The sequence below is a fragment of the Pseudomonas sp. UBA6562 genome (genome assembly GCF_002434265.1).
In the GTDB taxonomy this organism is placed as follows: Bacteria; Pseudomonadota; Gammaproteobacteria; order Pseudomonadales; family Pseudomonadaceae; genus Aquipseudomonas.
In genome coordinates, this window is the sequence record NZ_DJJS01000004.1 from 427,083 (window position 1) to 441,071 (window position 13,989).

8 protein-coding genes are annotated in these 13,989 nt (G+C 63.7%); 6 read left to right on the forward strand and 2 right to left on the reverse strand.

The window, feature by feature from the left end; all coding sequences use genetic code 11:
* The first annotated feature begins 22 nt into the window (after nucleotides 1-22).
* From cysM to B4M43_RS06240, 5 genes are all read left to right on the forward strand, one after another.
* Complete coding sequence (gene cysM, locus B4M43_RS06220; RefSeq protein WP_296265150.1) at nucleotides 23-922, forward strand: cysteine synthase CysM; 900 nt, start codon at nucleotides 23-25, stop codon at nucleotides 920-922.
* Complete coding sequence (gene rlmD / locus B4M43_RS06225; protein WP_296265152.1) at nucleotides 922-2,280, forward strand: 23S rRNA (uracil(1939)-C(5))-methyltransferase RlmD; 1,359 nt, start codon at nucleotides 922-924, stop codon at nucleotides 2,278-2,280. The genes cysM and rlmD overlap by 1 nt, the downstream gene beginning before the upstream one ends.
* A gap of 98 nt (nucleotides 2,281-2,378) precedes the next feature.
* Nucleotides 2,379-4,616 carry a GTP diphosphokinase gene (gene relA, locus B4M43_RS06230; RefSeq protein ID WP_296265154.1) on the forward strand — a complete coding sequence of 746 codons (2,238 nt, stop codon included), beginning with the start codon at nucleotides 2,379-2,381 and terminating at the stop codon, nucleotides 4,614-4,616.
* Nucleotides 4,617-4,686: 70 nt separating this feature from the next.
* Nucleotides 4,687-5,520, forward strand: coding sequence for a nucleoside triphosphate pyrophosphohydrolase (mazG, locus tag B4M43_RS06235; protein ID WP_296265157.1), 834 nt, complete (start codon nucleotides 4,687-4,689; stop codon nucleotides 5,518-5,520).
* A gap of 26 nt (nucleotides 5,521-5,546) precedes the next feature.
* Entirely contained in the window at nucleotides 5,547-6,089 is a 543-nt protein-coding gene (locus tag B4M43_RS06240) for a DUF2058 domain-containing protein (protein ID WP_296265159.1), read from the forward strand.
* A gap of 97 nt (nucleotides 6,090-6,186) precedes the next feature.
* Here B4M43_RS06240 and B4M43_RS06245 read toward each other — a convergent pair whose 3' ends face one another.
* Both B4M43_RS06245 and B4M43_RS06250 read right to left on the reverse strand, forming a co-directional pair.
* Nucleotides 6,187-6,372, reverse strand: coding sequence for a hypothetical protein (locus tag B4M43_RS06245; protein WP_296265160.1), 186 nt, complete (start codon nucleotides 6,370-6,372; stop codon nucleotides 6,187-6,189).
* 185 nt (nucleotides 6,373-6,557) lie between these two features.
* Nucleotides 6,558-7,931, reverse strand: coding sequence for a TolC family outer membrane protein (locus B4M43_RS06250; protein ID WP_296265162.1), 1,374 nt, complete (start codon nucleotides 7,929-7,931; stop codon nucleotides 6,558-6,560).
* A gap of 466 nt (nucleotides 7,932-8,397) precedes the next feature.
* Between B4M43_RS06250 and B4M43_RS06255 the strand changes: the two genes are divergently transcribed.
* On the forward strand, nucleotides 8,398-13,983 hold the full coding sequence (locus B4M43_RS06255; RefSeq protein WP_296265164.1) for a retention module-containing protein: 5,586 nt from the start codon (nucleotides 8,398-8,400) through the stop codon (nucleotides 13,981-13,983).
* The last annotated feature ends 6 nt before the right edge of the window (nucleotides 13,984-13,989 follow it).

Consider the following 13,989-nt stretch of genomic DNA (forward strand, 5'->3'; position numbering starts at 1 on the left):
CGCCCGGAATGCGAAATACGCCATGACCTCGCAGTACCCAACCATCGCCGATTGCGTCGGCAATACGCCCCTGGTTCGTCTGCAGCGTCTGGGCGGCGACACCAGCAACACGCTGCTGCTCAAGCTCGAAGGCAACAACCCCGCAGGCTCGGTCAAGGACCGCCCGGCGTTGTCGATGATCGCGCGCGCCGAACAACGCGGCCTGATCAAACCGGGCGACACCCTGATTGAAGCGACGTCGGGCAACACCGGCATCGCGCTGGCCATGGCCGCAGCGATCAAGGGCTACAAGATGATCCTGATCATGCCCGACAACTCCACCAACGAACGCAAGGCGGCCATGACCGCCTACGGCGCCGAGTTGCTGCTGGTGACCAAGGAAGAGGGCATGGAAGGCGCCCGGGACCTCGCCGAAAGGCTCCAGGCCCAAGGCCGCGGCCGCGTGCTGGACCAGTTCGGCAACGGCGACAACCCCATGGCCCATTACCACGGCACCGGCCCGGAAATCTGGCAGCAGACCCACGGCAGCGTGACCCATTTCATCAGCTCCATGGGCACCACCGGCACCATCATGGGCTGCTCGCAGTACCTCAAGGAGCAGAACCCGGCCGTGCAGATCGTCGGCCTGCAACCGATGGACGGCTCGTCCATCCCCGGCATCCGCCGTTGGCCCGAGGCCTATCTGCCGACCATCTTCGACGCCAGCCGCGTCGACCAGGTGCTGGACATGTCCCAGGAGGAAGCCGAGCAGACCATGCTGCGCCTTGCCCGCGAAGAGGGCATTTTCTGTGGCGTGTCCTCCGGTGGTGCGGTGGCAGGCATGTTGCGCCTGTCGCGCGAGCTGGAAAATGCGGTACTGGTGGCGATCATCTGCGACCGCGGCGACCGCTACCTGTCCACCGGCCTGTTCGACGCGCCGTGATGTCGAAGAAGAAAAGTAGCGGCGGCCTGCGCTTCCAGCCCGCCGGCGGCGAGCGCGCCACGCAAGTGCCCGTGGGCAAGAAGCAGCGCCTGGACATCCAGCGCCTGGCCGGTGACGGTCGCGGCATCGCCTTCCATGAAGGGCGCACCTGGTTCGTCAGCGGCGCTCTGGCCGGCGAAAGCGTCGAGGCGCGGGTGCTCAATGCGCGCGGCAAGGTGGTCGAGGCCCGCCTGGAGCGGCTGTTCGAGGCCAGTGCCGAGCGCCGCGAAGCGCCATGCCGGCATTTCGATCGATGCGGCGGCTGCAATTTGCAGCACCTGCCCCATGGCGCGCAACTGGCCCTCAAACAGCGCACCCTGGCCGAGCAGCTGCAACGCGTGGCAGGCCTGCAACCCGAGACCTGGGCCGAACCGCTGGCGGGGCCGGAATTCGGCTACCGTCGGCGCGCCCGCGTGGCGGTGCGCTGGGACGCCAAGGCGCGTGAGCTGCAGGTGGGCTTTCGCGGTGAAGCCAGCCAGGACATCGTCGCCATCGAAGAATGCAGTGTGCTGGTACAACCCTTGCAGTCGATCCTGCGCCATTTGCCGACCGCGCTGCGCAGCCTGAGCCGCCCGCAGGCCCTGGGCCATGTGGAGTTGTTCAGCGGCACGGCCGAGGCGGTGTTGGTGCGGCATGTCGCGCCGCTGCCCGACGAGGACGTGCAACGCTTGCAGGCGTTCTGCGTCGAGGCCGGTGCGCAGCTGTGGTTGCAGGGCGAGGGCGAACCCGCGCCGTTCGTGGCCGATGCCCGTCTGGGTTTCAGCCTGGAGCCCTGGCGGTTGCAGCTGGCCTGGCGCCCGGGCGATTTCGTGCAGGTCAACGCCGCGGTCAACACGGCGATGATCGCCCAGGCCCTGGACTGGCTCGCACCGCAGGCGCACGAGCGGGTGCTCGACCTGTTCTGTGGCCTGGGCAACTTCGCCCTGCCGCTGGCGCGCGTGGCGCGTGAGGTGGTCGCGGTCGAAGGCGTGCAGGCGATGGTCGAGCGCGCAGCGGCCAATGCGCGTCACAACGAAGTGCATAATGCTGCGTTTTTTCAGGCCGATTTAACCCAGCCTTTGGCCGGCGCCGAGTGGGCAGCCGAGGGCTTTTCTGCGGTACTCTTGGACCCACCGCGCGACGGTGCCTACGAGGTTGTGCAACACATCGCACAGCTCAAGGCGAAACGGTTGGTTTACGTCTCTTGCAATCCAGCTACCCTCGCGCGCGATGCTCAGGTGCTGGTCAACCAGGGGTACCGGTTAACGAGAGCCGGGATTCTCGACATGTTTCCTCAAACGGCGCATGTCGAAGCCATGGCGTTATTCGAAGCGGGCTAGCCAGTCTGGCCCCTCGGCGTGTCGTCCAGGGAATGGACGGCGCGCAGGTGATAGCCAGCGCGCCCGTGCGGCGCGCTGTATGGAAAGGTAGAACACAGATGGTACAGGTGAGAGTGCACCAGCCGGTCAACACCGACGGCACTATCAATCTCGAAGGATGGCTGGATCATGTAACCAGCGTCGATGCGGCGCTCGATCGCAATGAGCTGGCCCAGGCCTGCGAATTCGCCCAGACCGTCGAGAAGAACGGCAACCCAGCCAAGCATTCCTGGGCCGATGGCACCTCGAGTTTCCAAGCCGGGCTCGAAATCGCCGAAATCCTTGCCGACCTCAAGCTCGACCAGGATTCGCTGGTCGCGGCGGTCATCTACCGCGCGGTGCGCGAGGGCAAGGTGACCCTGGCCGAAGTCGGCGAGCGTTTCGGCCCGGTGGTGGCCAAGCTGATCGACGGCGTGCTGCGCATGGCCGCCATCAGCGCCAGCCTTAGCCCGCGCCACTCGATGGTGCTAGGCTCGCAGGCGCAGGTCGAGAACCTGCGCAAGATGCTCGTGGCCATGGTCGACGACGTGCGCGTGGCACTGATCAAGCTGGCCGAGCGCACCTGCGCGATCCGCGCGGTCAAAGCCGCCGACGACGACAAGCGTCTGCGCGTCGCCCGCGAAGTGGCCGACATCTATGCGCCGTTGGCCCACCGCCTGGGTATCGGCCACATCAAGTGGGAACTCGAAGACCTTTCGTTCCGCTACCTCGAACCCGAGCAATACAAGCAGATCGCCAAGTTGTTGCACGAACGCCGGCTCGACCGCGAGCGCTTCATCAGCGACGTCATGGGCCAGTTGCAGAACGAGCTGTTGGCTACCGGCGTCAACGCCGACATCAGTGGGCGGGCGAAACATATCTATTCGATCTGGCGCAAGATGCAGCGCAAAGGCCTGGAATTCAGCCAGATCTACGACGTGCGCGCCGTGCGCGTGCTGGTCCCGGAAATCCGCGACTGCTACACCGCGCTGGGCATCGTGCATACCCTGTGGCGGCACATTCCCAAGGAGTTCGACGACTACATCGCCAACCCTAAGGAAAACGGCTACCGCTCGTTGCACACTGCGGTGATCGGCCCCGAGGGCAAGGTGCTGGAAGTGCAGATCCGCACCCATGGCATGCACGAGGAAGCCGAACTGGGCGTGTGCGCGCACTGGAAGTACAAGGGCACCGACGTCAAAGGCGGCTCGAACCACTACGAAGAGAAGATCTCCTGGCTGCGCCAGGTGCTCGAGTGGCACGAAGAGCTCGGCGACATCGGCGGCCTGGCCGAACAGCTGCGCGTCGACATCGAGCCGGACCGCGTCTACATCTTCACCCCCGACGGCCACGCCATCGATCTGCCCAAGGGCGCGACGCCGCTCGACTTCGCCTACCGCGTACACACCGAAATCGGCCACAACTGCCGCGGCGCCAAGATCAACGGGCGCATCGTGCCGCTCAACTACGTGCTGCAAACCGGTGAGCAGGTCGAGATCATCACCAGCAAGCACGGCAGCCCCAGCCGCGACTGGCTGAACTCCAACCTGGGCTACGTCAACACTTCGCGGGCACGGGCCAAGATCGTCCATTGGTTCAAGCTGCAAGCGCGCGACCAGAACGTGGCGGCCGGCAAAACCCTCATCGAACGCGAACTGAGCCGGTTGGGCTTGCCCCAGGTGGACTTCGAACGCCTGGCGGAAAAGGCCAACGTCAAAACCGCCGAGGACATGTTCGCCGCGCTCGGCGCCGGCGACTTGCGCCTGGCACAGATGGTCAACGCGGCCCAGCAATTGCTCGAGCCGGACCGCAGCGAGCAGGTCGAGCTGATCACCCGCAAACCTACCAGCCGCTCCAGCAAGCGCGGCGACGTGCGCATCCAGGGCGTGGGCAACCTGCTCACGCAGATGGCCGGCTGCTGCCAGCCGTTGCCGGGCGACGCCATCGTCGGTTACATCACCCAGGGCCGCGGCGTCAGCATCCACCGCCAGGACTGCGCCTCGGTGCTGCAACTGGGCGGCAAGGAGCCGGAGCGCATCATCCAGGTCAGTTGGGGGCCGATTCCGGTGCAGACCTATCCGGTCGACATCGTGGTGCGTGCCTACGACCGGCCGGGCCTGCTGCGCGACGTGTCGCAGGTGCTGCTCAACGAGAAGATCAACGTGCTGGCGGTCAACACCCGTTCGAACAAGGACGACAACACCGCGCAGATGTCGCTGACCATCGAGATCCCCGGCCTGGACGCCTTGGGGCGCCTGCTCGGGCGCATCTCGCAGTTGCCCAACATCATCGAGACGCGGCGTAACCGCACGCCCTGAGCCCAGGCGGTCGCGTGCCCGGTCGGCCCTGTGCGTGGCCGGGCAACGCTGCCGTGAAGGAGTAGCGCCAATGACCTATACCTTGCCCGACCTTCTGCACCTGATGGCCCGCCTGCGCGACCCGCAGCACGGCTGCCCTTGGGATCTGAAGCAGGACTACGCCAGCATCGTCAAGCACACTCTGGAAGAAGCCTTCGAGGTCGCCGACACCATCGAGCGCGGCGACTTCGAGCACTTGCAGGGCGAGCTCGGTGACCTGCTGTTCCAGGTGGTCTATTACAGCCAGCTGGCGCGTGAAGAAGGCCGTTTCGAGTTCGACGGCGTGGTCGATGCCATCACCCGCAAGCTGATCCGCCGCCATCCCCATGTCTTCCCCACCGGCGAGCTGTATGCGCCGCTGGACACCCCGCACCTGAGCGAAGAGCAGGTCAAGACGCGCTGGGAGGCCATCAAGGCCGAGGAGCGCGCGCAGAAGAGCGCGCCTGAGCAGCTGTCGTTGCTCGACGACGTGCCGGCCGCGCTGCCGGCCCTGTCGCGTGCGGCCAAGTTGCAGAAGCGCGCGGCCACTGTCGGCTTCGACTGGCCGGCTGCCTTGCCGGTGCTGGACAAGGTCCGCGAAGAGCTCGACGAAGTGTTGCAGGCCATGGCCGACGGCGACGCCGACGCATTGGAAGATGAACTGGGCGACCTGCTGTTCGCCACGGTCAACCTGGCGCGCCACCTCAAGCACGACCCCGAACAGGCGCTGCGCCGCGCCAACCGTAAATTCGAACGACGTTTCCGTTTCATCGAGCAGGCATTGCGCGAGCAGGGCCTGCCGATCGAAGATCGCACCCTCGACGAACTGGACGCCCTCTGGGGCGAGGCCAAGCGTCAGGAAAAGAACCTGCCCAGCTGCGGCTGAGTCGATGCATAAGTGAGTAGACACCCATGAGCCTTTCCCTTCGCGACCAATTGCTCAAAGCCGGTCTGGTCAACCAGAAACAGGTTTCCCAGACCAACAAGGCCGAGAAAAAACAGAAACGCCTGGTCCACAAAGGCCAGGCCGAAGCCGACGACACCCAGCAACGCCTGGCCAAAGAGGCTCAGGCGGAAAAGATCAAGCGCGACCAGGAACTCAACCGCGCGCAGCAGGAAAAGGCCGAAGCCAAGGCGCGCGCGGCCCAGGTCAAGCAACTGATCGAGGCGACCCGCCTGCCCAAGCTGACCACCGAGGATTATTACAACTTCGTCGACGACAAGAAGGTCAAGCGCATTGCGGTCAACGCGCTGATGCGCAGCAAACTGAGCAATGGCTCGCTGGCCGTGGTGTCCCATGGCGGGGGTTACGAGGTGATTCCGCGCGAAGCAGCGGTGAAGATCCAGGAGCGCGATCCGCACCGTATCCTGCTGCTCAACACCCATGTCGAAGAAGCCGACGAAGCGGACGATCCGTACGCGGCGTACAAGATTCCCGACGACCTGATGTGGTGAGGCGCTGCTAGCTCTGGGTTGCCAGGCCAACACGTAATAGGGGGTAGACCGGTGTTCCGGTCTACCCCCTATTACGTTCAGTCGCGCGTGTCCAGGGTCAATGCGTTGCGTCGCGCTGACGCTCCTGCTCGGCCAATTCGTTACGGTACTGCTGGGCCTGCTGTTCGTCGTGGAACATGCCGACCAGCTGCCCTTGCTGATGCACATCCCAGATGCGCACGCCGGCAGCCAGACCTTCGTGGGACATTTTCGATTCGTCGCGTTCGGTTACTTGAACTGTCATCGTCATACTCCCCTGTGGGTGGATTGCGACATTGTGTCGCACACCCCAGTTATAGAGTCCGATAGCAGCCTAAGTAAATAAACACGCGATTAAACATCTTTCATGCAACCGCTCTGGCCCGGCTTCTGTCGCCACGCTGCTTCACGAGCGCGGGGCGACTTTGCAAGGCTGGCAGGCGAAGGTGATCAGTGCATGTCAGGCAGACGCGCCTGGTTGCGCACTTCGGTCTTGGCGATGGCTTCCGGGGGCAGCACGATCCGCTGTTTGCTCAACAATTCGCCCATGTTCGCCAGAATCCGGTACATCGAATATTCCTCGGTGTAGCGCACTTCGGTGTAGCGGCGATTGGCGTTGTACAGCTCGTTCTCACTGTCGAGCACATCGAGCAGGGTACGTTGGCCCAGGCCGAACTGGTCCTGGTAGGCCGCACGTACGCGTTGGGTGGTTTCGGCGTATTCCAGGGCGCTTGGGATCTGCTTGCGGGCGTTGTTCATGGCGTTCCACGACAGGCCCAGGTTCTCGTTGATTTCGCGCAGGGCGTTGTTGCGGATGTCCATGGCCTGGTTGATCTTGTAGGAATCGGACTGCAAGCGCGCCTTGTCGCTACCCCCGCGGAACAGGTTGTAGGTCAGTTCGACCCCAGCCTGCCAATCGTTGTTGCTGTGGCCGCGTTCGCCGCCCTGGTTGTTGTTGGCGCCGGTGGCCAACACCGCGTCCAGGCGCGGATAGAACGGCGACTTGGCCACTTCGTATTGTTTCTCGGCCGACTCGACGTCCGCTTGCGCCGACTTCAGGTATGGGTTGTTTTCCAGCATGCCTTGACGGGCTTCGTCGAGGGTTTCAGGCACGATGGGTTTTACGGCAGTCGGCGCTTCCAGTTCGTCGGGCTGCACGCCGATGATGCTGAAGAAGTTGACTTCGGCATCCGCCAGGTCGACCTCGGCGGTGTCCAGGTTGTTTTCGGCGAGGGCACGACGTGCGTGGGATTGATCGAGGTCGGCGGTGCTACCGATGCCGCGCTCGCTGCGCAGGCCGATCTGGTCGTTGACGCGCAGGTGCGCTTGCAGGTTGTTCTTGGCCAGGGTCACCAATTCGCGTCGCTTGAGCACTTCGAGGTAGACCTCGATGGCGCGCAGGGCAACGGTTTCTGCGGTGGCCTGAGTATAGTAGGCCCTGGAATTGGCCACGGCTTGGGTGCGGCCCACTTCATTGGCAGTGTTGAAACCGTCGAACAGCATTTGCCGCAGGCGCAGCTCGGACTGGGTGTAGTTCAGGGTCTCTTTGTTGTGGTTGCGCGAACCGTCGGCGTTGAAACCGCGGGTATTGTTATTGTCGGATCGTTGGCGCCCATATCCCGCCACCAAATCCACTGTGGGGAAGTAACCGCCGCGTGCGAACTTCACGTCTTCGTCGGCCGACGAGCGACTATTACGGTATTCGCTGACTTCCGGATGTTTGTCGACCGCACTCTGCACTGCCTCGGTGAGCGACATGGCTTGCACCGACGCGCCTGTGGTGGCGAGCAAAATGGCAGCGGTGAGCGGGGCTAAAACGCGCATGGGGTACTTCTCCCTAAATCTCGAATTGTCCGATATTCGCCAGAAAAATGGCGCAAAAAATGAGTGTAACCGTTTCATGTTTGTAACATCACAGCTAAGAACATACGACGCCGGAAATAAGAAGATTTTGGCATAACTATTGTTCCAAAAAAAACTTACACCATTACGTTAATTCACGACATTGTTTCTTTCAGTCTGAACGCCAAGTCTCTGTAAAACACGGTTTTCCGGCGTCAATTAAATTTTCCGTAAATTTGCAGCTGAGGATACAGGGGAGGACGGCGAGTACGGAATTGGGGCGACAGAATATTGTCACTCGCGCATTATTTTTCCGTACTCGTTGAACCTGCCGCCGGGCGTGCTTTCGTCCCGGCCATCGCAGCGGTAGTCAGGCATTAGCCAGGCTGCTCCCGAAGTACCTGGCAACCCTTGATGCGAATCAACCACAGCAAGGGAGCAGTGTGCCATGGCGAAATTGATCGGTGTGGTCAGCCGGGTCATCGGAGAAGTGTTTGCGCTAGGTATCGACGGCGCGCGGCGCCTCTTGATCGAAGGCGATCGTCTGTACGTCGGCGATCAGTTGGAAACTGGGGTCGAAGGGGCGGTAGCGGTACGCCTGGACAACGGCGCGCAGTTGACGCTCGGCCGTGACAGCAGCCTGCTGTTGACCGCCCGGTTGCTGGATGACGCGGTGCCCGACATCGTCAGCCCGGACGTGCTACCGAGCGAGGCGGCGTTGGCCGACGTCGTGCGGATCCAGCGGGCCATCGCCGCAGGGGCTGACCCCAGCCAGGAAGCGGAGGCACCTGCGGCCGGCGCGCCACAATCGCTGGGCGGCGGTCATAGTTTCGTGCTGCTGACCGAGGTCGGCGATCGCGTGGACCCTGAGGTGGGCTTCCCCACGACGGGGTTCGCCTATCCGCCAGAGCCCGGCGGACGTGAGCTAGGTGGCCGCGACAACGGCGGTCGCTACCGGGATGGCCCACCGCTGTCGCCCCCCGACAGCCCGGGTACCGTGACGCCGCCTGGCCCAGGAACGCCGCCCGGCCCCACTCCTGAAACACCTCCCGATCCTGGAGCGCCTCCTGGCCCCGGGCCCGAAACGCCTCCGGATCCTGAAACACCGCCCGGTCCCGAAACACCACCTGGCCCGGAGCCGGAGCCGCCTCCCCAGCCGCCTACCGATCAGCCGGTGAGCCTGCGCGGTCTGGAGATTCAGCCAGCGGAACTGCTGCTCGACGAAGCCAATCTGCCGCAAGGGTCAGCCAGTGACGCTACGGCACTGACCCAACGCGGCAGCTTCACCGTGGTCGCGCCGGACGGCGTGTACGACCTCAGTGTCGGCGGCCTGGTGGTCATTGCCGCAGGCGTCGTGACAGGCGTCGGCCAGTCGTTCGTGACCGCGTTGGGCAACACCTTGACCGTTACCGGCTATGACGCGCAGACGGGCCAAGTCAGCTACAGCTACACCCTCAACGGCGCGGAGCAGCACCCAGACGGTAGTGGACGCAATGCGCTCAGCGAACAGTTTCTGGTGCGCGCCAGCGATGTCGATGGCGACACGGCCAGCGGCAGCCTGGACGTGATCATCCGCGACGACGTGCCGACAGCGGTCGACGACCTCGATACCGGCCTGGCCACCCCCGCAGCCGCGCAGCTGACGGGCAACGTACTCGACAACGACGTGCAAGGCGCGGACCGGGTCAGCGACGGCCAGCCCATCGTCGGCGGTACCTTCCAGGGCACCTACGGCACCTTGGTTCTGGCCGGCGACGGCAGCTACACCTACACCCTCGATCCCAACGCCCCGGCCTTCAAGCAACTGCCGGGCGCAGGGCGAGGGGCCGAGGTGTTCACCTACACCCTGCGCGACGCCGATGGCGACACCAGCAACGCGACCCTCACCTTGAACGTGCTACGCCCTGACAACCCCGTGCAACTGCAAGGCCTGGACGTGCAGGGCGGGGAACTGACGCTGTTCGAGCGCTATCTTGCCGACGGCAGCAGCCCAGATCCGGCCGCGCTGACCCAGACGGGCACGTTCCGGGTCACCGCACCGGATGGGTTGAAAACGCTGAAAGTGGGTGGCATCGACGTAGTGAGCGATGGCGTGGCAGCCGGTTTCCCGCAAACGATGCTCACTGGACTGGGCAATCGCCTGACGATCACTGGCTACGATGCCGACACCGGTGTGGTCAGCTACCGCTACACCTTGCAGGACAATGCGACACATCCAACGGGGAACGGCGCCAATGACCTGCAAGAGCAATTCAGCGTCATCGCCCAGGATACCGACGGCAGCACAGCGACCGGCAGCCTCGACGTGAACATCGTCGACGACGTGCCCCTGGCGACTTCTGATTCTGCTCAGGTGCGTGAAGGGGGAACGGTTAGCGGTAATGTGTTGCTCAATGACATCGTTGGCGCCGACGTGCGTACCGATGGTCAGTACGTGGTGGGCGTCAGGGCTGGCAACGACACCAGTACTTCAGCTTCGGGCCAGGTAGGTGTTCAGGTACAGGGCCAATATGGCTTCCTCATCATCGCCGCCGACGGCAACGCGACCTACCATGCCAACCCCAACAGCGTTGGCAGCGCAGGCGGCCGTGACGTGTTCGTCTACACCATCCGCGATGCCGATGGTGACGAAAGTACGACGACTGTGACCTTGGATATCCGGGATAGCGGTCTGATCGCCTGTCCGGACTGGGACATCAAGGTCTACGAAAAAGCCTTGGACCTGAACAAGGACGGCAACGATCTGGCCCCCGGTACCGTAATCGGCAGCAACCCAGGTTCCCGTGGCGAAACCGATACTGGCTCGTTAGTCGGCGCAGTTTCGGGCGGGGTAGGCGCGCTTACCTACAGCCTGGTCGGCAGTGCTGTTGGGCAGTACGGCCAGATCCAGATCCAGCCCGACGGCACGTACACCTACACCCTGACCTCCGCGCCGAAAACCCCAGGCAGCCCCAACAACGGCGCAGACACCCAGACCGAGACCTTCACCTATCAAGCCACCGACGCCAATGGCAACAACGTGACCGGCAGCATCGTCGTGCGCATCGTCGACGACGTGCCTACCGCCCATTGCGATTCGGCCCAGGTGCGTGAAGGCGGTACGGTCAGCGGCAATGTTCTGCTCAATGACATCATCGGCGCTGATGTGCGTGCCGATGGGCAGTATGTGGTGGGCGTCAGGGCCGGCAACGACACCAGTACCTCGGCCCTGGGCCAAGTCGGCACACAGGTACAGGGCCAGTACGGCTACCTCACCCTCGCCGCAGATGGCAACGCCACCTACCACGCCAACCCCAACAGCGTGGGCAGCGCAGGCGGCCGTGACGTGTTCGTCTACACCATCCGCGATGCCGATGGTGACGAAAGTACGACGACTGTGACCTTGGATATCCGGGATAGCGGTCTGATCGCCTGTCCGGACTGGGACATCAAGGTCTACGAAAAAGCCTTGGACCTGAACAAGGACGGCAACGACCTGGCCCCCGGCACCGTAATCGGCAGCAACCCCGGTTCCCGTGGCGAAACCGATACGGGCTCCTTGGTCGGCGCAGTTTCGAACGGGGTAGGCTCGCTTACCTACAGCCTGATTGGCAGCGCTGTGGGTCAATACGGCCAGATCCAGATCCAACCGGATGGCACTTACACCTACACCCTGACCTCCGCGCCGAAAACACCTGGCAGCCCCAACAACGGCGCAGACACCCAGACCGAAACCTTCACCTATCAAGCCACCGACGCCAACGGCAACAACGTGACCGGCAGCATCGTGGTGCGCATCGTCGACGATGTGCCCACCGCCCATTGCGATTCGGCCCAGGTGCGCGAAGGCGGCACCGTCAGCGGCAATGTTCTGCTCAATGACATCATCGGCGCTGATGTGCGTGCCGATGGGCACTATGTGGTGGGCGTCAGGGCTGGCAACGACACCAGTACCTCGGCTTCTGGCCAAGTCGGCGCGCAGGTACAGGGCCAGTACGGCTATCTCACCATCGCCGCCGACGGCAACGCCACCTACCACGCCAACTCCAACAGCGTTGGCAGCGCAGGCGGGCGTGACGTGTTCGTCTATACCATCCGCGACGCCGATGGTGACGAAAGCACCGCCACCGTCACGCTTGATGTCAGGGATAGCGGCTTAGTCGCCTGTCCAGATTGGGAAATCAAGGTCTACGAAAAAGCCTTGGATTTGAACAAGGACGGCAACGACCTGGCCCCCGGTACCGTAATCGGCAGCAATCCCGGTTCCCGTGGCGAAACCGATACTGGTTCCCTAGTCGGCGCAGTCTCCGGTGGTGTTGGGCAGCTCAGCTATAGCTTGATCGGTAGTGCCATCGGCCAGCACGGTCAAATCCACATTCAGCCCGACGGCACGTACACCTACACCCTGACCTCCGCGCCGAAAACACCTGGCAGCCCCAACAACGGCGCAGACACCCAGACCGAAACCTTCACCTATCAAGCCACCGACGCCAATGGCAACAACGTGACCGGCAGCATCGTGGTGCGCATCGTCGACGATGTGCCCATCGCCCATTGCGATTCGGCCCAAGTGCGTGAAGGCGGTACGGTCAGCGGCAATATTCTGCTCAATGACATCATCGGCGCTGATGTGCGTGCCGATGGGCAGTATGTGGTAGGCGTCAGGGCTGGCCACGACACCAGTACCTCGGCCCTGGGCCAAGTCGGCACGCAGGTACAGGGCCAATATGGCTTCCTCATCATCGCCGCCGACGGCAACGCCACCTACCACGCCAACCCCAACAGCGTGGGCAGCGCAGGTGGGCGTGACGTCTTCGTCTACACCATCCGCGACGCCGACGGCGACGAAAGCACCGCCACCGTCACGCTCGACGTAAAAGACAACGCGCCACCCCTGTGCAGCATCGCCTACGCTCAGGCCGCGCCCCTGTTCCTTGATCGCACCGAATTCGCTAGGCCCATCGCGCGCGGCGATTTCATCAGCACCCCTGGCAACCTGACCGCCGTCTTGGTGGTGGCGGGCCTGCTTGGCGCTGCTCAGGCGCACGAACAGGCCGACCCGCAGCATTTCACCGTGGATTTGCACCAAGGCGAACGACTGAGCTTGAAGCAGGACACGACCAGCGCCGAGGTCTCGCTGGCCTGGCAAGACCCCACTGGCCAAATCCACACCCTCGACGAGCATGGCCAGTTCGTGGCAGCGCACGATGGCATGTACAGCTTGTTGGTTTCTAGCACAGCCGACAGCGGCGCGGGCCATGTACCGCAGGATTATCGGCTGAGCCTGGTGCTCGACCATCCGACGCTGGCCGATCAAGCCTCGCAGCCGCTTGCAAGCCCGGTCGATGCGCACACGGCCGCCGCCCTTGTCGTCACGGCGGGGGCCGCACATGCCGCAGCAGTCGCCCACCCGCAATCGGCCGAGGCGAACGGCGCTGCTCAAGGTGCCGAGAGCATTTCCGCGACCACGCACCCTGCCACAGGGGAGCCTATAGTTAGCACCCTCGGTGCCGAGGGGTTGCCAGAAAGCAATGGGGTGTATGCGACCAACGCCCAGCCGGCCGGCACCAGCGCAACGGCCGATTCCTCCGGCGCACACGCCGACCCGAACGCCGCTCAGCGCGCAGATGCGCTGATCGATTTCGACGAAGACAGCGGTTTGTTCATCAGCATCCATGACACGCTGGGCTCGGAGGGCCACGCGAACGGCATTGCCAGCGTCGACACCCCGGTCTGGCACCCCGTCGAATCAGAGCGGGCGCCTTCTGACGACGCCCTCGCCAGCACGGACCCGCTGGATCTGTCGCAGCTCCTGCAAGGTGAGGGCGTGGACACCGATTCGCTGGAGCATTACCTGCACCCCTCTGCTAGCGCTGCGCCAATCCCGCTGCACACCGGCGATCCGCTGCAAGCGAGTGCCGAGCGGACGGACCAACCCGACCCTCACCTGGCACCCCTGCCCACGGTCGAGGCCGCGCACCTGATGACTTCGGACAACGCCGCACTGCTCAACACACTGTTCGGTACCTCACCGCCGCCGGTCGACAACGTCTGAGGCCCT

Coding starts and splice junctions, on each gene's coding strand:
- cysM (WP_296265150.1), top strand. CDS start 23: ATGACCTCGCAGTACCCAACCATCGCCGATTGCGTCGGCAATACGCCC.
- rlmD (WP_296265152.1), top strand. CDS start 922: ATGTCGAAGAAGAAAAGTAGCGGCGGCCTGCGCTTCCAGCCCGCCGGC.
- relA (WP_296265154.1), top strand. CDS start 2,379: ATGGTACAGGTGAGAGTGCACCAGCCGGTCAACACCGACGGCACTATC.
- mazG (WP_296265157.1), top strand. CDS start 4,687: ATGACCTATACCTTGCCCGACCTTCTGCACCTGATGGCCCGCCTGCGC.
- B4M43_RS06240 (WP_296265159.1), top strand. CDS start 5,547: ATGAGCCTTTCCCTTCGCGACCAATTGCTCAAAGCCGGTCTGGTCAAC.
- B4M43_RS06245 (WP_296265160.1), bottom strand. CDS start 6,372: ATGACAGTTCAAGTAACCGAACGCGACGAATCGAAAATGTCCCACGAA.
- B4M43_RS06250 (WP_296265162.1), bottom strand. CDS start 7,931: ATGCGCGTTTTAGCCCCGCTCACCGCTGCCATTTTGCTCGCCACCACA.
- B4M43_RS06255 (WP_296265164.1), top strand. CDS start 8,398: ATGGCGAAATTGATCGGTGTGGTCAGCCGGGTCATCGGAGAAGTGTTT.